The following is an 18659-nucleotide window of genomic DNA, read 5'->3' as shown; positions in this document are numbered from 1 at the left end:
GGATCACATTAAGCTGGGTTTTATTTTTTAAGAGGCAAAATCATTTTTGTTATTCTGCAGTACTGTTTTGACCGCATCGCGGATTTCCTGGTATCCTGTGCAACGGCAGAGATTGGATTGCATCCATTCCTCGATGGTTGTATCATCTGCATCTGGATGTTTAGCTGATAGGGCGTGGCAGTTTAAAATAAAGCCAGGTGTACAAAATCCACATTGAATGGCCCATTTTTCGACAAATATCTTTTGAATCGGCGAATTCATCAGCGCTTCTATAGTAGTAACCGGTTGATTGACTGTTTCTACCGTTAGAGATAGGCAGGCGTGCTGTGGTTCACCATTAATTAAAACCGTGCAGGCCCCACAGTCCCCATTTTGACAGGCACGCTTAGCACCGGTTAAGCCAAGCTCTTCCCTCAGTGTTTCCAGCAAGGTATCTGCGGACCGAACCATAACATCTTTTGAATCACCGTTTACATGTAATTTTACGATTGTTTTTTCCGTACCATTTGTGTTCATGCCTTTGCAGCCTCCAAATTATCCAGCATTTCCCTAAGGGTATTTTTTAGTACAAATTGACGGTATGCGGCTGAGGCTTGAATATCTTCGATAATCTGCGCAGGCAAACGGGAGAGCGCTTTATCAATTCGTTCATCAATTGAAAGGGAGGTATCATTTAAAGCAGCCTCCATTTCGCTTGATCGGAACGGGAATTCACAAACTCCGCTGAGTGCCGCCAGGATCTGCTTGTCCTTTTCAACAGCCGCGAGCGAAACAATTGGATAGCCTATTTTAGAAATTTTCGTTTTTTTCAGGCTGACAAATGGGAGATTGACATTTGTTTTGTTAATCAGTATCTGGACGATGAATTGACTTGGAGGATTTAGCTTTATTTCCTTATCGAAAATATCGTTTAGCGGCAGGGTTGTCTCACCCTCATCACCAGCTATTTTTATCTTTGCATCCGCTACTAAAAGGGGTAAAAGGCATTCCCGATAGATAAGCCGGCTGTTCAGATTTCCACCAAGTGTAATTTTATTACGTGAAGTATGGTCAGCTACCCGTTTTATTGTTTGACTTAGCAAAGGATATAGGTCTGTTTCCGAAATTTTGTTTAATGAGAGGGAAGAGCCGATGACAAGTTCCTCTCCCTGGAATTCTATTACATTGCAATCCGGAATTCCTTTTAGGTCAATAACTGCTTCTGCTGTCATCTTATTGATCCTGGAAAAAGTAATGAATTCTGTGCCCCCATTATAATATATAACGGTTTTTCCCTGATTCTGGAGGGATTTAAAGGTCTGAACAGCTTCTTGAATGGAAGCAGGCTTATAATATTCAAATTCAAATGGGATCATTTAAGCTTTTCCTCCCGGGTCCTCCAGATCAGTTCGGGGATTAACGGCAAATGGTTTAAATCCACTTCTGCAGCAGAAGAAAGCGCATTTGCCAAGGCACCAGCCATGCCAATTACTCCATATTCGCCAATTCCCCTTGCCCCAAATGGGCCATCAATTGCAGGTGTTTCCACGAAATCAACAAGGTATTCTACTGGCTGATCGCCAAACCTCATGATTTGATAGGTTCGTAATTGCGGATTTTGGACTATTCCCTTTTCGTCAAAAATAAACGCTTCATGACTGGCAAAACTAAGTCCTAAATACATGCCGCCCCGCATTTGCTGTGTGGCCGTTGCGGGGTTAATGATTCTGCCGCCGTCGAGCACTGTTACTGCTTTTAAAATTTTGTACGTACAGTCTTTGGAATCCCATTCCACTTCAACTGCCTGGGCTCCAACTGACCACCAGGGGCCGGGCTTTCCGAAGCCTGTTTCCTTATCCATCGGGGTTAGATGTCTTTGGACATATCTCCCGTGCCCGACTACTTGTCCTTCAACTGCATGGCCATTGGGATATTTATATCCAAGGGCAATATCTTCGATTTTTATGCCATATTCCGGGTTTGGTTTTAAATATACCCGGCCGCCGCCGACTTCTAAATCCTCGGCAGAACATTCCATTGCGATTGAAGCTGTTTTTTTGAGCTGTGAAATAGCATCATCACAAGCTGCTATAACTGCCCGGCCTGCTAAAAATGTGGTACTGCTAGCAACTGTTCGCCACTGATGCGGATCATTTTGGGTATTGACCTCCATTGTAACGTGGACTTTATTTAGTTCCATCTTTAAACGTTCCGCTGCCATTTGTGCCAGGATTGTTTTAGTGCCCTGTCCCAATTCAATCGCAGCACAATTTAAATTAACGCTGCCATCCGATTCAAAAGTCAGGATGGCACCTGACTGCGCATTTGTTGCGGTTGTCGAAGTTTTCCAAAAGGTACTGATGCCCTTTGTTACCACCTTGCCATTGTTGGTTTCAAGCCGCTGACCTTGATCCCATTGAATGAGTTCCTTCGCCCTTTCCATACATTTTTCCGCATCGCCAATATTACTCGCAGTAATGACAGTCTGTGTAGGGCTCGTATCGCCCGGCTTGATGATATTTCTTTTTCGTAGCTCAATCGGATCGATATTTAAATTTTTGGCAAGCTGGTCCATCGTCCGCTCCACAGCAAAAGTCAGCTCTGGATGTGCGTAACCTCTGAAGGATGTCGCAAAAGGATGGTTTGTATACATACAATAGGAGTCACACCAAACGTTTGGTATGTTGTATGGACCTGTACAATCAAGAGCCATGGCTCTAGTAATCCCGGCAGCCTGATCAGTATAGGCACCTGAATCAATTAAAAAGTTATATTGCCCTGCAATAAGTCTGCCGTCTTTATCAGCTCCAAGAGAAATCGTAGCCTCTAAGCCAATATGGCAGGGGGCTGTTATTAAATCTTCTTCCCGGTCATACTCAAGTTTAACCATTTTCCCGCCTACCGCCTTTGAGGCCAGATAAGCAAGCGGTTCTAATTGAACGGTTCCTTTACCGCCAAAAGCACCGCCAAGCATTGGGACGTGAACGACAACATTACCCACCTCAATATTAAAAAACTGATTTAACACCTTTTTTATCGTATAGGGCGACTGGGTGGTGGAATGGACAATAACCTTCCCGTTTGGGCTAATTTCCACTCTTGTACAGCGTGGTTCTAGAGCGGCATGGTCTGAAAGGTTAAAAGAATAGGTTTCTTTTATTTTCACTTCACAGTTTTCCCAAGCGGTAATGAAATCACCTTTGCGGATTTTGATATGGCTTCCGATATTTGTTCCTTGAACAGGATAAACATTACTGATAATTTTCATATACTGTCCTGAATTTTCATGGATTAGGGGTGCGCCGCTCTGAAATGCTTCCTTAACGGAATTAACAATCGGCAGTGGTTCATAGTCGACCTTAACAAGGCCTGCCGCTTTTTTTGCCTGATATTCATGATCAGCCACTACAATGGCGATAGGTTCGCCATAATAGCGTACTTTTTCATAAGCAAGCGGTGGGCGATCTGCGAGTATCGGGCCAATATGAAATGGGAACATGTCGCCGGTCACAATCGCTCGAACTCCAGATACCTTCCAGGCTTCTGTAACATCTACTGCGTTAATTTTGGCATGGGCATGAGTACTTGTAACTAATTTCGCATGGGCAAGTCCGGGCGCGGAATAATCGGCCAGGTATTTGATGTTGCCTGAAGCCTTTTCCAAAGCATCTATTCGATGCTCAGGCTTTCCGACCGACATCCAAATGTTTTCCTGCATATTATTGCCCTCCTTGGAGTAAGGAAATAAAATTCCATTAATAAATTCGGAAATCTTTTGAACAATGTTTGTATTTTCCGCCCATTTGTAAAATTTATACAGACATAAAAATGAGGGAGAAAAGAAATAAAAATCATTTTGAAAAGGCTTTCAAATTTTTTCCATAATGACCAGTTTTCCTTTATAATAAATGGGGATGAACTAACAGTTTTTTCATCAATTGGAAAATAGAACAGGAGGGGGCTAATATGGAACAGAAGGTATTGGAGCCGAAATTACAACAGGCATTGGAGAAATTTAAGGCATTAGATGAAAAAATAACGCATTACTCAAGTATTATCGGTTTGGCTGACTGGGATCAGAAGGTGATGGCACCGAAAAAAGGGAGACACGTTTTTGCAAAGGCAGCCGGCACATTAAGGACAGAGGTCTTTAAATTATCGGTTTCGCCGGAAATGGGTGAACTGCTTACTACTTTAACACTTTCTGCGAATTCTGCAGTTTTAGATGAAGCAACAAAAGCGAAGGTAAGAGAATATAAGACTTTTTATGAAAAATCCAAAAGCATTCCCGCTGACATGTTCCAGGACTATTCGGTGCTGACAGGACAGGCAAATGATGCCTGGGAGGAGGCAAGAGCAAATAACGATTTTGGGCGTTTCCTTCCGTATCTGGAAAAGATTGTAGAGTACAAGCGAAAGTTCGCTGAAATCTATGGCTATGAGGACCATCCATATGATGCTTTGCTAGATGAATTTGAACCTGGTTTAACCGTAAAAATACTGGATCCGCTATTTGCAAAGCTAAGAGAATCCAGTGTACGGTTATTGAATCGGATTCAAAAGAATGGTAAAGGAACAAGGTCGGAAATTTTCAACCAGGCTTTTGAAGTTGAAAAGCAGAAACAATTTAATCGCTATATCCTGCCAATCATTGGTTTTGATATGGAGGCTGGAAGATTGGATGAGACTGTTCACCCGTTTGCTCAAACAGTGAATATTGGGGATGTCCGCTTGACGACGCGTTATTTAAAACAAAATGTGCGCTCTGCCTTATTTGGCACGATCCACGAAGCGGGTCATGGCATTTACGAACAGCATATTAATCCGGAATATGAGGAATCTGTCCTTCAAAGCGGTGCCTCGTTTGGGATTCATGAATCTCAATCAAGATTTTTAGAAAACATGGTCGGCCGCAGCAAGGAATTTTGGAATTATTTTTATCCCAAGCTTAAGGAAACATTCCCAGGGCAGCTTGCAAATGTGTCTGTCGATGAGTTTTATCGAGCGGTTAACACAGTTGAGCCATCGTTCATCCGAGTTGAAGCAGATGAACTGACCTATAATTTGCATATTATGGTCCGCTATGAAATCGAAAAGGCCCTAATCGCTGGTGAAATCGAAGCAAAGGATTTGCCAAGCATTTGGAATCAAAAGATCGAGGATTACCTAGGAATTACTCCGACTTCTGATACGGTGGGAGTGTTGCAGGATGTTCACTGGTCGTTTGGCGGCATTGGTTATTTCCCATCTTATTCGTTAGGAAACCTCTATTCGGCGCAAATTCTAAGGAAAATTCAAAAGGATTTGCCGGAATTTCATCAGCTTATTGAAAATGGCAGGTTTGATGCGATTCAGGACTGGTTAAAGGAAAATATTCATCAATATGGGAAGCTTTATACACCGAATGAATTAATTGTCAAGGTAACAGGTGAAGAATTGAATGCTGACTACCTGGTGCAATACCTCGAGAAAAAATACTCCGCAGTTTATGAACTGTAAAATATTTGCATTCTTAGAAACTTACATTGACATCTTTTTAAAAGTTTAATATAGTATAAGTAATAGAATATTTCCTTTTTAAAGGGGAGTAGCTGCTACAATAAAGTCGTCATTCCGAGAATTTATTCTCCGGCTTTATTGGCAACCTGGATGTTGTTAGCAAGACCTTTACTTTACTGTAAAGGTCTTTTTATATGCTTTTTTAGGCCTTTACTGTATTCGGTAAAGGCCTTTTTATTTGGCAAAAGGGTATTTTATGAACCAAAACCTTTTAAAGGAGGAATTGTATAGTGGATTTATCTCTATTGTTGGAGTACGGCTGGGTTTTAATTATTTTGGTGGCATTAGAAGGTTTACTAGCGGCGGATAATGCTTTGGTATTGGCGATCATGGTAAAACATCTCCCAGAGGAAGAACGAAAAAAGGCATTATTTTACGGGTTGGCTGGTGCATTTATCTTCCGTTTTGCTTCTCTTTTCGCCATTTCCTTCCTGGTGGATGTATGGCAGGTTCAAGCCATTGGTGCCCTTTATTTATTATTTATGGCCGGCAATCACATTTTCCGTAAAGTAGTGAAAAGAAACGCTGAAGGAAAAGAGAAAAAGGAAATAAGTAAAAAAAGTGGATTTTGGACCACCGTGTTTAAGGTGGAATTGGCGGATATTGCTTTTGCTGTTGATTCTATTCTTGCAGCTGTTGCCATGGCTGTCGTTCTTCCCAATACGTCGCTTCCGAATATAGGCGGATTAGATGGCGGAAAGTTCTTGGTCATCTTCGCCGGCGGAATTATTGGTCTAGTGATTATGCGTTTTGCAGCTAATATGTTTGTTAAGCTTCTCGAAAGACGCCCAGGCCTTGAGATTGCCGCGTTTGCGATTGTTGGCTGGGTGGGGGTAAAACTGGCTGTCTATACACTTTCCCATCCTGAACTAGCAATATTAAATGAAGATTTTGCCCACTCAACCGAGTGGAAGGTAAGTTTTTATGTTGTATTAGTTGGAATTGCAACAGTCGGATGGCTCTTCTCAAAGGATAAAGTATTAAAAACGTCAGAAAAAGAAGCATCATAATGAAATCATAAAAGGGGGGCTGTTTCATTACGAAACAGCCTCTTCTAGGTTTTTGAAATTAATTTTGTTAAAATATGTTATGATATAATATTGACATAGTAACGTAACCTAACAGATATTATTAAGAGAGGAATGATTTTGAATAAAAGGGTACTAATTTAATCCTTTTTATTGTTTAAATTGGAGTGATACATATTATTAGAAACAGTATTCCAAATTTGTTTACGCTATTTAATTTATTTTTTGGCTTTTTGTCGGTCATGTATTCGGCCCAGGGTGATTATAAGAATGCGGCCATTCTGATCTTAATCGGGATGATGCTCGATAGCATGGACGGACGGATTGCCAGAATACTGCGTGTGGAGAGTGAGCTGGGGAAAGAGCTTGATTCACTCGCTGACATCGTTACCTTTGGTGTTGCGCCTGCGATGATGGCTTATTACTCCTACTTTTCTACATATGGCATCGTGGGCATGGCGATTTCAGGTTTGTTTCCATTATTCGGAGCTTATCGATTAGCCCGCTTCAACATAAATGCGGTGAAATCTTCATTAAAGTATTTTACAGGTGTACCCATCACGGCTGGGGGCGGGGTGTTAACGCTGTTAACGCTGTTTCACGGCAAAATGCCATCAATTGTTCTCCCTATCGCCTTTTTTGTGATTTGTTTCTTAATGGTAAGCACCGTTAAAATCCCGAGCCTGAAGGACGTTCCCCTGCCCAAATACGGAATTATTGTCACTGCTTTTTTAGGCTGCGCCATTTATTTATTTTTCAAAAAAGAACAATATCGTTTTCCGTACTTTCTCTATGTAGCCATCCCGTTATACATCGCGTTTATTTGGTTCCAGCTGGTTAGAGAGAAAAGAAAACGAAATACTCGTTAATTAATTTAGAAAGAGGGCTTAGAAGAAATGAAGGTAAAAGTAAATCGTAGTGCTGCAAAGGAATTGAAAAAAATGCTTGGACAAGAGGAAGCGGAGGGTAAATTGTTTCGTGTTTATGTTTCCAACATCCACGGCGATCATGCCCATTATGACCTGATGCTTGATACACCAACCGACAAGGATGAAGTGGTAAAATCCGATAAGGATATTGATTTTATTCTGGAAAAGGATAATGAATGGTTGGATGGTGTTTGGATTCAATTTTTCCAAGTACCTAATGAAGAGTGGGTAATTACCAACCCATCCAGAGGCGGCCATCACCATCATCATTAATCATCAGGAGCAACTATCAGTTTCTTATTTTCATCTCCCTCCCTGCGGAATATCGCAGGGAGTTTTTTGTAGTTACCATAAAAATATTATGTAAATTAAAAAGTCTCCTTCTTTGAAAAGACGTATTCAAAAATGGTAATCTAATGTAATGAGCAGAACAGAAGGGAGCAAGAGGAATTGAATAATCATATAGATATTAAATTAATTGCCCTTGATATGGATGGGACCTTATTAAATAATCAGCATGAAATTTCTGTGGCAAACCGTGAGGCAATCAAAGAAGCCCAGGATAAGGGCGTATTTGTTGTTCTAAGTACAGGACGATCTTTTTTAAATAGTCATAATCATGCCGATTCTCTAAATCTTTCGTCCTTTTTGGTGACTGTAAATGGGAGTGAGATTTGGGATGAAAAACGCGAACTTGTGAGAAGATCGCTTGTAAAATCTGAACAAATTGAATGGATGCTGAAGCTTGCCAATGAGCACAAAGCGACATTTTGGGCAATCAGTACGGAACGAAACTGGCACAATGAAATGCCAGAGGATTTGCATTCGGTCGAGTGGATGAAATTTGGCTTCAATATTCATGATGATGCCGTTCGCGAAATTGTGATTAAAGAGCTAGAAACTAGAGGTGAATTTGAACTATCAAATTCCACACCATTCAACATAGAGGTTAACGCTTCAGGTATTAACAAAGCGCAAGGATTAAAGCTTGTGTGCGAGCGGCTCGGAATTGAGATGAAAAATGTAATGGCTGTTGGAGACTCCCGTAATGATTTGGCCATGATTAAAGAAGCTGGCATGGGCGTAGCCATGGGAAATGCACAGGAGATTGTAAAGGAAACGGCTGACTGGGTGACAGCTTCCAATGAAGAAGATGGCGTGGCGAAGGCTATTCGCAAATGGGTTTTGGATAAATAAAATTTTTTTGTTTGGTATTGGTATATGAGGAATGCATACGGGTAAAAATATATGTGCAAGCATTATTTTGCAAAATTTAGTTATGGGATTATGCTAGGAGGCACCGAAAGAAATGGAACATGGCAAGGTAAAATGGTTTAACAGTGAAAAAGGTTTTGGATTTATCGAAAGAGATGGCGGAGAAGACGTTTTCGTTCATTACTCTGCAATTCAAATCGAGGGTTTCAAAACCTTAGACGAAGGACAAGAAGTTACGTTTGATATCGAAAACGGCCAGCGTGGGCCGCAAGCGGTTAATGTCCGTAAAGCTTAATAATTGTTAAAAATTAAACAGACTCTTTTATAGGGTCTGTTTTTTTCGTAAAAATAAATTGGGCCGTTCGCGTTTTGGTGTGCGAACGGCCTTTTTTGGTTGGTTTTTTTAAAAAAGGTAACTTTCCTGCTGGATTTTGTAGAAATTTCTCAAAAATTTGTTACATTTTATTAAAGGGGGAGATTACCATAAACGAACCGATTGCCATTGTAACAGGATCCTCAAGCGGATTCGGCCTTTTAACAACTCTGGAGCTTGCTCGGTCGGGTTTTCATGTTATAGCAACGATGAGAAATCTTGAAAAAAGCGGCGGACTCCTTTCAGAAGCCAAGAAAGAAAACATCGAAGATAAACTCACCATCCACCAACTAGACGTTACCTCGCAAGACTCAATCAACCAACTCGCCAAACTAACGGAATCTCTAGGCCATATCGATGTACTCGTCAACAACGCGGGCTACGCCGCTGCCGGGTTTGTCGAGGAGCTCCCGATGGAGGAATACCGCAAACAATTTGAAACAAACGTTTTTGGTGTGATGGCAGTTACCAAAGCCATCTTGCCATATATGCGACAGCAGCGTCATGGAAAAATCATTAATCTTAGCAGCATCAGCGGCGTTGTCGCCTTTCCAGGAATGTCACCATATGTGGCATCAAAGCACGCCCTAGAAGGCTGGAGTGAATGCCTCCGCCTGGAAATGAAGCCATTTGGCGTGGATGTAGTACTGGTAGAGCCTGGATCGTACAGGACCAGTATTTGGTCTTCAGGAAAACAAATTACCCGCTCCCAACCCGACTCACCGTACTACCGACTAATGGAAGGTATGGAAAATTACATTCTATCCGGAGAAGAAAAGTTTGGCGATCCACGGGAGGTAGCCCAAAAAATCGCAGTAATAGCCAAAATGCAAAAACCAGCATTACGTTTTCCTATTGGTAAGGGTGTACAAATGGCCATCCTCATTAAAAATCTGATCCCATGGAGCCGATGGGAGAGGATTCTATTAAACAAACTACCTAAGAGATAAATTTCAAGAAGTTCTTGTGGAATATTTTTGAAATTAATTCCAACATTTAGAAATAAAGTGCAGCCACCATTTTGGCTGCATTTTTGATTTTTTTAAAATAATAAATTTTTGAAAAAGTCGAATTTTTTTGGCAGGAATTTAAGGATATTGTGAGAATATTAGAAATAAGATAGAAAAAAAGGGGGTTTTAACATGGATATCCAAGTAGTAGAAAAAAATGAATTGAGAGTAGTTGGAATTTCATGGAATGGAAGTTATACTGAAACTAACAAGATACCCAAGTTGTTTACAAAATTTGAACAACGCCTAGAGGAAATTTCCTTTAAGACAGAGGAACCTTTTCTTATTGCCCCTTTTCATAGCCGGGAGACGGAGTTTACCTATTACGTCACTGCACCTGTTGAAAAAATTACAGAAATCCCGGAAGGAATGGTTGGCTTTACGATTCCAAGTAAAAATTATGTGGTGACAACCCATAAAGGAAAACCTGATGAGGTAGAAAATACATATAACCTTTTATTTACCTGGATGAAAGAATATGGCTATGAGCAAGATCATCAAGCATTAAGTTTAGAGATTTATAAGGAAGAGCACAAAGCGCAAAATGCCAGCGGTGATCTTCATTTTGAAATTTATTTGCCAGTAATGGTGTATAAATAAAGTTTATTTTCATTAATCAGTTCGGTTTCCTTTACAGATGCACTTCTGTATAATAATATTAAAATAATTTAACAGTAATTCCTTCGGGGCAAGGTGAAAATCCTTACCGGCGGTGATGAAGCACATGCTTCTTAGTCCGTGACCCGGTTAACAATTTTGTTAAACGGTGGATCTGGTGAAATTCCGGAGCCGACAGTTAAAGTCTGGATGGGAGAAGGGAAATAAGCAGGATTAAAATTGGCGAAATTTAGCCTTTTTTAAGCCTTAATTTTCTATTGTCTTTAAACAGGCCCTGAAGGTTTTTACCTCAGGGTCTTTTTGCTTTTTAGAAGAATCTTTAATCCCTGGAAACCCTAATGAAGGGAGAAAGAAGGATGTTTACCGGAATTATTGAAGAGATTGGTACTATTTCGGCTATACAGCGGACTGGTAATTCATTTGTGATGACGATTGAAGCGAAAAAAATTCTCGCCGATGTTCATCTTGGAGACAGTATTGCTGTCAATGGGGTTTGCTTAACTGTTACCTCCTTTACGGGAAACCGATTTACGGTCGACGTCATGCCGGAAACGGTTAAAGCCTCTAGTTTAAATTCGTTAAAGCGCGGCTCAAAAGTAAATCTTGAGAGAGCAATGGCGGCCGGAGGAAGGTTTGGCGGTCATATTGTGTCGGGGCATATCGATGGCACCGGGGTTATTAAAAGTAAAAGTGCGCTTGAAAATGCTGTCTATTATGAAATTGAGACCGAGCCGGAAATATTGAAATACATCATTTATAAAGGCTCCATAACAGTGGATGGGACAAGCTTAACGGTATTTGGAGTAACCGAAAACTCGTTTACCTTATCGTTAATTCCCCATACGATGTCGGAAACTGTGGTCGGTAACAAAGGACCGGGTGAGATTGTAAATTTGGAATGCGATATGATTGGAAAGTATGTCGCTCATTTTATGAATAATTTTTCGAACAATCAGAAGCCTAAAGGCCAATCAGGTATTACGGCTCAATTTTTAGAAGCGAATGGATTTTTATAAAATTGCATGAAAAAACTGAACAAAGGAGTGATACGGTATGTTTGACAGGATTGAAGAAGCAATCGAAGAATTGAAACAAGGGAAGGTTATCATTGTTTGCGACGATGAGGACAGGGAAAATGAAGGAGATTTCATAGCGCTTGCCGAAAAAACGACTCCTGAGGTTATCAATTTGATGGTAACGCATGGGAGAGGCCTTGTCTGTGTTCCGATTGAGGAAGAATTAGCAAAAAAACTGGATTTAATGCCGATGGTAGCGAACAATACCGACCCGCATGGGACTGCTTTTACAGTCAGCATTGATCATAAAAATTCTACAACAGGTATTTCGGCCTTTGAACGGTCTGCGACAATCATGAATTTGATTGATCCTCAGTCAAAAGCTGCCGATTTTAAACGTCCTGGCCATGTTTTTCCGCTTATCGCTAAAAAAGGCGGCGTCCTTAGAAGAACAGGTCACACAGAAGCAGCAGTAGATCTTGCAAACCTATCTGGAGCCAAGCCTGCTGGCGTCATTTGTGAAATCATGAATGAAGACGGGACGATGGCCCGGGTACCGCAGCTAAGAAAAATCGCCGATAAGCTAGGCCTGAAAATGATTACGATCAAAGATCTAATTGAATACCGAAATCAAAAGGATAAATTGGTTAAGCGGGAAGTGGAAATCAAGTTGCCGACTGAATATGGCGATTTTAAAGCAATCGGGTATTCAAATATGGTAGACGACAAAGAGCATGTTGCTCTCATTAAAGGTGAAATTGACCCGGAGAAGCCAATTCTGGTCAGGGTTCATTCGGAATGCTTAACGGGTGATGTTTTTGGGTCTTACCGCTGTGACTGTGGTCCGCAGCTCCACGCCGCCCTGATGCAGATTGAACAAGCCGGAAATGGTGTACTGTTGTATATGCGCCAGGAAGGCAGAGGCATCGGTCTCCTTAATAAAATGAAGGCCTATCAGCTTCAGGAACAAGGCTATGATACGGTAGAGGCAAATGAAAAACTCGGCTTTAAGCCTGATTTAAGGGATTATGGAATTGGTGCACAAATTTTAAGAGATCTTGGTATCAGAAAAATGATGCTATTAACGAATAATCCGCGTAAAATTAAGGGCCTAAAGGGCTACGACCTGGAAGTCGTCGAGCGGGTACCGCTGCAAATGGAAATGAGACCCGAAAATGAAAGCTATTTGAAAACCAAACATGATAAATTAGGCCATCTGCTTCATTATTAAAAATACGGAGGAATAGAAATGGGACATATTTTTGAAGGAAATTTAGTTGGTACAGGACTGAAAGTCGGAATCGTAGTAGGACGTTTTAATGAATTTATTACAAGCAAATTATTGTCTGGGGCACAGGATGCTTTAAAGCGCCATGGAGTGAATGAATCTGATGTGGATGTCGCGTGGGTTCCAGGCGCATTTGAGATTCCATTAATCGCTAAAAAAATGGCTGACAGCAAAAAATATGATGCAGTTATCACACTAGGTACAGTTATCCGCGGTTCCACACCACATTTTGATTTCGTGTGTAATGAAGTCGCTAAAGGAGTATCCCGCATCACGCTTGATACTGGCATTCCGGTTATTTTTGGGGTATTAACCACAGATTCAATCGAGCAGGCAATCGAGCGGGCTGGTACAAAAGCAGGCAACAAAGGCTGGGATGCTGCTTCTGGCGCCATCGAAATGGCAAACCTAACAAGAAATTTTGAATAATAGAAAGCCTAGGGGGCACCTTTTTTAAGGTTGCTCCCTGCTTGTTTGATTCAGTAAAAAAATGAAAGCAAAAACAAAAACATGTACAAATGAACCAGACTTTTACTATAATAAAAACAGCATAAAAAAATAATCTTTAAAAAACAGGTGCTAAAGTCTTAAAACAAGACTCTTAGCTTAATAGGGAAGTTGGTTAAAAGCCAACGCGGTCCCGCCACTGTAAATGGGAGCAACCTATACGATGTCACTGTCTTAATAGATGGGAAGACATAGGAAGCAATGACCATGAGCCAGGAAACCTGCCTGTTTTTAAACACAAATGCCTACGTGGATAGGAGAGTGTTAAGCAGGAAACGTCACTCGTTTGTTACTTAGCATATATAACACCTCCTCCTAACTGATAGGAGGATTTTTTTATGCCAATTTTGGGGTAAAGATAGAAAGGGAGAGAAGAAATTGAAACTAACCAAGATTAAATCAATCATGTTAATTGGTGCACTGGCACTTTCACTGCCAATTAATGTGTACGCCGAAGAGAATGTTTCAGACCAGATTCACAAGACAGCACTGCATGTTCAATCGTCAGTATTAGACTCAGATTGGCATATAATAACTCTCGGTAGAGCAGGTAAGCTGACAGCATCTAATAAGACAGCTTATCTTGATAAGTTAGATGTTCGTTTAACAGGAGATGTGAAGGGTACTGAATTGCATAAGATTATATTAGCACTTCGTGCACTAGGGGAAAACCCGCAAAATTATAAAGGTCAGAACCTAATTAAGAAGGCTTATAGTGATACAACATTAACCTCTACAACAGCTTATATCTACGCTTTAATCGCTTTAGATTCAGGTGTGTACAATATTCCAGCTGATGCACTATGGACTAAGCAGAAGCTGATTGATAAGATTACAGCCTCTGACCTGCCAACAGGCGGATGGGCAGGCTGGGATGGTACGGCTAGCGTTGATTCTACAGGTATGGCGCTTACCGCGTTATCTGCCCACAAAGAAGATCCTGTTGTAAAGGCTGATATTGATAATGCTGTAAATTTCTTAAAGACTTCAGAAGGTGCTAATGCGGAATTCGGAGATTCTTACAGTGGTGATAACGCCAACTCTACCTCTCAAGCAATTATTGGTTTATCATCAGTAGGAGTTGACCCGACCGCAGGTGATTTTGTTAAGGGGTCAACTAATCCAGTTAAAGCATTGCTGTCATATAAGACACAGCCATGGGAAGATGGTTTTAAATGGCTGAAAAGTGAAACAGCCGAAAACTCAATGGCAACTGAACAGGCATTTCAAGCGCTAGTAGCATATGACCTATTTAAGAATGGTGATAGACTTTTTCACTTCGCTGCACCACTGCCAGTTGAATCAACACCAGCCCAACCATCTACACCTGCTCCAACACCAACAGTAGTAAACAACAATAATTATGTGACTGTTACGCCGACAACAGACGTTTCAAAATTGCCTGTCTCAGAGTCCACGAAAGAGGTAATTAGAGAAATCATTACAAACAATAATGCTGGGACAGCTGGAGCTGCAGGAAATACATCTTCACAGCCGCAAGTGATAGTCGTCCAGCAGCCTGCCGCGGTTCAAACAGCAGCTGGTGAACCCAAAGTTGAGGTAAAAGTTGAAAAAGAAAGTGGTACTATCAATTCCAATAACCTTAAGGTAGGAGGCACTACCGCATTTATTGGGGCACTGGCTTTAATTCTTAGAAGAAAGTTCTTGGGGGTGTAACCATGAAAGGCTGGCAGAAAATCATCGGTGATATTGCATCATGGCTTTTGGTTATCGGCGGGATTGGCTATGCTTTATATGGCTATACTCCGGGCAAAACGATTACAACGACAACAACCACCCCTCAGGTTAAACAAGTTCAGCAGGATCAGCAAACTGCTGCGGAAACTGTAAAGAATGTGGAAGGGATTGTTTCCAATGCGGAAGCAACGTCATCTGATACCGCTGGAAAGAATTCAGCCGTAAAAGTAATAACTACTCAGCCTGTAAAACAAACTTCAACGGTAACTCAGCAGCCAGCGGGCAGTACGGCACCAGCATCTGCACCGGTCCAAGAAAAAAAGCAAGACACAGTAACTGTTTCAGTAAAGACGCCTGATGGCTATTTAATTGCACCGCGGTCAGTTGAAATAAACGATCAAACGAAAGCAGCCGATGTTTTAAAACTAGTCTGTCAGGAGGCCGGCATAAAGCTGGAAACTACTGGTTCAGGTGCCACGCTATATACAAAAGGTATTGGCGGCTGGCGTGAGTTTGACAAAGGGCCATACAGCGGATGGAGCTACAGAATAAATGGAGTCAAAGGAGACCGCTCATCCGGCGTAAAGGATGTTAATCCTGGCGACACATTAGAGTGGAATTATGTTGTCGATTATAGGGAGGACAAGTGATGGAGAGCGTTCTTTCCATATTTAGGCCCAGGGTGCGGAACCTTTTAACGTTAAGAAACATGACCTTGATGGCGTGCTTAGCAACCTTGAGTATTGTTGGCAGGATTTATATGGGGATGATTCCAAACGTCCAGCCATCAACGGTTATAATAATTTGCTCTGCCTTGATTTATGGAGTAAGGTTTGGTCTGATTATTGCAGTTCTGACGGTTTTGGGTTCAAACCTGGTGTTGGGCTTTGGTCCTTTTGTTGTGATGCAGCTGATAGCATGGGGAGCAGTTGCCGTTGTATCGGGCGTAATTGGAAGGTTTTATGAGAAAATTCCCCATCTGCTTTTATCGGTATACGCCGGTTTTACCGGGCTGTTTTTTGGATTCATGGTATCCTTAAACGTTTTCATCATTGGCGGCCCGGCTGCTTTTTGGGTTTACTACCTAAGAGGGATCCCGTTTGATTTATATCATGCGGCCGGCAACTTTTTGTTTTATTTAACCCTTGGTCCAGTCCTGCTAAAGCTTTTACAAAGGCATAAGGAAAAAACATTTCATCAAAACCCAATCGAGTTAACAGATGATAAATAGCACGCCAAGCGGCGTGCTATTTTTGCATACTCTGCAGTTTTTGAATCAACGAGTCGACCTTTTCGCCAACATTATAGAGTACTTCCTCCAAACCCTTTTTCCATTCAGGTGCTTGTTCTTTTATCGTGTTCCCAATCTTTTTGGCACTATCATTTAATTCTTTACCAATTTCTTCTGCCTGGTCTTGTATGTTTGCAGCAGGGTTTGTTTCCCCGGCTAGCTTAGCATTTATGGACACAACATCAAAATTTTCTTTTGGAAGAGAGGTTGTTGATGTTCTCATGATTTCTCTAAAAATAGGCACGACATTTGAAGAACTTGAGCTCGGCAGGTAGTGCTGGCGGTCCGTTTGGTCAAAACCAATCCAAATGGCCCCTACCAGATTTGGCGTATAGCCGACCATCCACTGATCCTTCGTGCCGTTTATATCAGCAAACGGAAGCTGAGTTGAACCGGTTTTCCCGGCAATTTGTACTCCCGGGATGCGGGCTTTTTGACCTGTTCCAGATTCAACCACATTTAGAAGAATGGAGGTCATTTCATTTGCCACCTTTTTGGAGGTCACTTTGGTTGTTTTAGCTTCCCGCTCAGCAATAATATTATCTGTTGGGCCGACAATTTTTGTAATCAAATGGCTGTCCTGACGCTTCCCGCCATTTGGAAAAACAGTGTAAGCATTGGCCATCTGCAGAGGGGAAACGCCTTTACTCATCCCACCAAGTGCAACTGCTAGGTTTCTATCTTCTTTTTCTACAGGAATTCCGAAACGTTTCAAGGTATCAAGCCCCTTGTTTAAACCAACCTGATCCAACAGCCATACGGCCGGAACATTTAAGGAGTCTTCCAAAGCCTTATACAAAGGAACCTTGCCCTGATATGTTTTTGTGAAATTTTCCGGCTTGTAATTGCCAAATGTAAGCGGCTCATCGACCAGCTCAGACGAATAAGTATAACCTTCCTCAAGAGCTGCTGTATAGACGGCCAACGGTTTGATTGAAGAACCTGGCTGCGCCTTTAATTGCGTCGCCCGGTTAAAGCCGCGAAACACTTGTTCACCGCGTCCGCCAACGAGGGCAAGCACACCGCCTGATGCTGGGTCCATCAAGACAGAGCCGCTTTGGACGGTTTCTCCCCCCATCCCTCTAGGAAACAAGGATTTATTAGCATAAACCTTTTCTAGGCCCGCCTGTAAATTTTGATCCATTTCCGTATAAATTCTGTAGCCTCTTGTTAAAATTTCATCCTGTGTCAGGCCGTATCGGGAAATGGCTTCGTTTAAAACAGCATCAACATAATAAGGGTATTTCCGCTCTACGAAGCTGCCACCACCGTCATGCAGGCGGATTTTTTCTTTTTTAGCCTGGCTGTACTGGGCTGTGGTTATCATCCCGAGTTCTTTCATTTTACCCAACACGACATCTCTTCGGTCCATTGCTCCCTTATAATTTCTATAAGGATCAAGATAATTCGGCGCATGCAGAAGACCGGCAATCATTGCCGCCTCGCTAATGGTCATGTCCTTGGCATCCTTATTAAAATATTTCTTTGAGGCATTGCCAATTCCCCAGGCACCGCTGCCGAAATAAACTTGGTTCAGATACATTTGCAGAATTTCGTCTTTAGTATAAACTTGTTCAATTTTTACCGCTAAAAATAATTCCTCAGCCTTCCGTTTATAGGTTCGTTCTGGCGAAAGCAGCGCGTTTTTGGTGAGCTGCTGCGTAAGGGTGCTTCCTCCTCCAGTAATCCTTCCGGCGAATAAGTTACCGAAGAAGGCACGGGCGATCCCTTGAATATCGAAACCGCTATGCTCATAAAATCGCTCGTCCTCTATTGCTACCACTGCATTCGGAACATATTTGGGCAGCTCTTCAATTTTGACACCTTTTGTCCGGTTTGTTGCAACATTTGAAGCAACATTGCCATTTTTATCATAAACAACTGTCGGTTGGCTAAGGCCTTCCTTTAATGACTGTACATTCGCTCTCGAGGCGAGCCAGCCAAAATATGAAATAGTTGAAAGCACGACTACTAGACAAATCAACAATAGAATTTGAGTTAAATGTTTCTTTTTCCAGAAACGGACGACTAATTCCCAGATTGGGCGCAGCTTGTCCATAATTATCTCCTAACCTTCGTGTGATTTTTTGCTTCTTCCTATTATAAATATTCAAGTTAAAAAAGACCAACAAAGACCTTTGAATAGAA

At 41.7% G+C, this 18659-nt stretch carries 18 protein-coding genes and 2 riboswitches; of the genes, 14 read left to right on the top strand and 4 right to left on the bottom strand.

What is annotated here, in order from left to right:
• Positions 1-27 precede the first annotated feature (27 nt).
• The 3 genes from KHB02_RS00650 to KHB02_RS00640 are packed head-to-tail and all read right to left on the bottom strand — an operon-like array spanning position 28 to position 3697.
• Entirely contained in the window at positions 28-516 is a 489-nt protein-coding gene (locus KHB02_RS00650) for a (2Fe-2S)-binding protein (protein ID WP_213140433.1), read from the bottom strand.
• Positions 513-1355 (bottom strand): FAD binding domain-containing protein, encoded by an 843-nt coding sequence (locus KHB02_RS00645; RefSeq protein ID WP_213140432.1) that lies wholly within the window; start codon positions 1353-1355, stop codon positions 513-515. The genes KHB02_RS00650 and KHB02_RS00645 overlap by 4 nt, the downstream gene beginning before the upstream one ends.
• Positions 1352-3697 carry a xanthine dehydrogenase family protein molybdopterin-binding subunit gene (locus tag KHB02_RS00640; protein ID WP_213140431.1) on the bottom strand — a complete coding sequence of 782 codons (2346 nt, stop codon included), beginning with the start codon at positions 3695-3697 and terminating at the stop codon, positions 1352-1354. The genes KHB02_RS00645 and KHB02_RS00640 overlap by 4 nt, the downstream gene beginning before the upstream one ends.
• Before the next feature lie 248 nt (positions 3698-3945).
• On the opposite strand from KHB02_RS00640, the gene KHB02_RS00635 reads away from it, so the two are divergent.
• The 14 genes from KHB02_RS00635 to KHB02_RS00570 all read left to right on the top strand — a co-directional run bounded on the left by KHB02_RS00635 (position 3946) and on the right by KHB02_RS00570 (position 16451).
• On the top strand, positions 3946-5478 hold the full coding sequence (locus tag KHB02_RS00635) for a carboxypeptidase M32 (protein ID WP_213140430.1): 1533 nt from the start codon (positions 3946-3948) through the stop codon (positions 5476-5478).
• Between the two features lie 290 nt (positions 5479-5768).
• The gene (locus KHB02_RS00630; RefSeq protein WP_213140429.1) at positions 5769-6548 is read left to right on the top strand and encodes a TerC family protein; all 780 of its coding nucleotides are present in this window, start codon (positions 5769-5771) and stop codon (positions 6546-6548) included.
• Between the two features lie 218 nt (positions 6549-6766).
• Positions 6767-7435: a CDP-diacylglycerol--serine O-phosphatidyltransferase gene (gene pssA / locus KHB02_RS00625; RefSeq protein ID WP_249366408.1), complete on the top strand. Its 669-nt coding sequence runs from the start codon at positions 6767-6769 to the stop codon at positions 7433-7435.
• A gap of 27 nt (positions 7436-7462) precedes the next feature.
• Complete coding sequence (locus tag KHB02_RS00620; protein ID WP_213140428.1) at positions 7463-7768, top strand: iron-sulfur cluster assembly accessory protein; 306 nt, start codon at positions 7463-7465, stop codon at positions 7766-7768.
• A gap of 177 nt (positions 7769-7945) precedes the next feature.
• The gene (locus KHB02_RS00615; protein WP_277398127.1) at positions 7946-8692 is read left to right on the top strand and encodes a Cof-type HAD-IIB family hydrolase; all 747 of its coding nucleotides are present in this window, start codon (positions 7946-7948) and stop codon (positions 8690-8692) included.
• A 112-nt stretch (positions 8693-8804) separates the two neighbouring features.
• Positions 8805-9005: a cold-shock protein gene (locus tag KHB02_RS00610; RefSeq protein ID WP_213140427.1), complete on the top strand. Its 201-nt coding sequence runs from the start codon at positions 8805-8807 to the stop codon at positions 9003-9005.
• A 188-nt stretch (positions 9006-9193) separates the two neighbouring features.
• Positions 9194-10033 (top strand): oxidoreductase, encoded by an 840-nt coding sequence (locus tag KHB02_RS00605; protein WP_213141270.1) that lies wholly within the window; start codon positions 9194-9196, stop codon positions 10031-10033.
• 192 nt (positions 10034-10225) lie between these two features.
• The gene (locus tag KHB02_RS00600; protein ID WP_213140426.1) at positions 10226-10693 is read left to right on the top strand and encodes a GyrI-like domain-containing protein; all 468 of its coding nucleotides are present in this window, start codon (positions 10226-10228) and stop codon (positions 10691-10693) included.
• Between the two features lie 75 nt (positions 10694-10768).
• Positions 10769-10916: riboswitch (FMN riboswitch) on the top strand.
• A gap of 151 nt (positions 10917-11067) precedes the next feature.
• Complete coding sequence (gene ribE, locus KHB02_RS00595) at positions 11068-11727, top strand: riboflavin synthase (protein WP_213140425.1); 660 nt, start codon at positions 11068-11070, stop codon at positions 11725-11727.
• 37 nt (positions 11728-11764) lie between these two features.
• On the top strand, positions 11765-12958 hold the full coding sequence (locus KHB02_RS00590; RefSeq protein WP_213140424.1) for a bifunctional 3,4-dihydroxy-2-butanone-4-phosphate synthase/GTP cyclohydrolase II: 1194 nt from the start codon (positions 11765-11767) through the stop codon (positions 12956-12958).
• Between the two features lie 18 nt (positions 12959-12976).
• Complete coding sequence (gene ribH / locus KHB02_RS00585) at positions 12977-13444, top strand: 6,7-dimethyl-8-ribityllumazine synthase (protein ID WP_213140423.1); 468 nt, start codon at positions 12977-12979, stop codon at positions 13442-13444.
• Between the two features lie 128 nt (positions 13445-13572).
• Positions 13573-13765: riboswitch (cobalamin riboswitch) on the top strand.
• A 135-nt stretch (positions 13766-13900) separates the two neighbouring features.
• Positions 13901-15199 carry a prenyltransferase/squalene oxidase repeat-containing protein gene (locus KHB02_RS00580; protein ID WP_213140422.1) on the top strand — a complete coding sequence of 433 codons (1299 nt, stop codon included), beginning with the start codon at positions 13901-13903 and terminating at the stop codon, positions 15197-15199.
• Positions 15200-15201: 2 nt separating this feature from the next.
• A complete protein-coding gene (locus tag KHB02_RS00575) occupies positions 15202-15870 on the top strand; it encodes a DUF4430 domain-containing protein (RefSeq protein ID WP_213140421.1) in 669 nt (222 codons plus the stop codon).
• Entirely contained in the window at positions 15870-16451 is a 582-nt protein-coding gene (locus KHB02_RS00570) for an ECF transporter S component (RefSeq protein ID WP_213140420.1), read from the top strand. The genes KHB02_RS00575 and KHB02_RS00570 overlap by 1 nt, the downstream gene beginning before the upstream one ends.
• A 16-nt stretch (positions 16452-16467) precedes the next feature.
• Here KHB02_RS00570 and KHB02_RS00565 read toward each other — a convergent pair whose 3' ends face one another.
• Positions 16468-18570 carry a transglycosylase domain-containing protein gene (locus KHB02_RS00565; RefSeq protein ID WP_213140419.1) on the bottom strand — a complete coding sequence of 701 codons (2103 nt, stop codon included), beginning with the start codon at positions 18568-18570 and terminating at the stop codon, positions 16468-16470.
• Positions 18571-18659 lie beyond the last annotated feature (89 nt).

It is taken from the genome of Neobacillus citreus (assembly GCF_018343545.2).
GTDB classification, from domain to species: domain Bacteria; phylum Bacillota; class Bacilli; order Bacillales; family Cytobacillaceae; genus Neobacillus; species Neobacillus citreus.
The sequence above is the reverse complement of the archived record's forward strand: the minus strand, read 5'-3'. Positions and strand labels throughout refer to the sequence as shown.

Coding starts and splice junctions, on each gene's coding strand:
- KHB02_RS00640 (WP_213140431.1), bottom strand. CDS start 3,697: ATGCAGGAAAACATTTGGATGTCGGTCGGAAAGCCTGAGCATCGAATA.
- KHB02_RS00575 (WP_213140421.1), top strand. CDS start 15,202: ATGAAAGGCTGGCAGAAAATCATCGGTGATATTGCATCATGGCTTTTG.
- KHB02_RS00570 (WP_213140420.1), top strand. CDS start 15,870: ATGGAGAGCGTTCTTTCCATATTTAGGCCCAGGGTGCGGAACCTTTTA.
- KHB02_RS00590 (WP_213140424.1), top strand. CDS start 11,765: ATGTTTGACAGGATTGAAGAAGCAATCGAAGAATTGAAACAAGGGAAG.
- ribE (WP_213140425.1), top strand. CDS start 11,068: ATGTTTACCGGAATTATTGAAGAGATTGGTACTATTTCGGCTATACAG.
- KHB02_RS00645 (WP_213140432.1), bottom strand. CDS start 1,355: ATGATCCCATTTGAATTTGAATATTATAAGCCTGCTTCCATTCAAGAA.
- KHB02_RS00650 (WP_213140433.1), bottom strand. CDS start 516: ATGAACACAAATGGTACGGAAAAAACAATCGTAAAATTACATGTAAAC.
- KHB02_RS00635 (WP_213140430.1), top strand. CDS start 3,946: ATGGAACAGAAGGTATTGGAGCCGAAATTACAACAGGCATTGGAGAAA.
- KHB02_RS00620 (WP_213140428.1), top strand. CDS start 7,463: ATGAAGGTAAAAGTAAATCGTAGTGCTGCAAAGGAATTGAAAAAAATG.
- ribH (WP_213140423.1), top strand. CDS start 12,977: ATGGGACATATTTTTGAAGGAAATTTAGTTGGTACAGGACTGAAAGTC.
- KHB02_RS00565 (WP_213140419.1), bottom strand. CDS start 18,570: ATGGACAAGCTGCGCCCAATCTGGGAATTAGTCGTCCGTTTCTGGAAA.
- KHB02_RS00600 (WP_213140426.1), top strand. CDS start 10,226: ATGGATATCCAAGTAGTAGAAAAAAATGAATTGAGAGTAGTTGGAATT.
- KHB02_RS00610 (WP_213140427.1), top strand. CDS start 8,805: ATGGAACATGGCAAGGTAAAATGGTTTAACAGTGAAAAAGGTTTTGGA.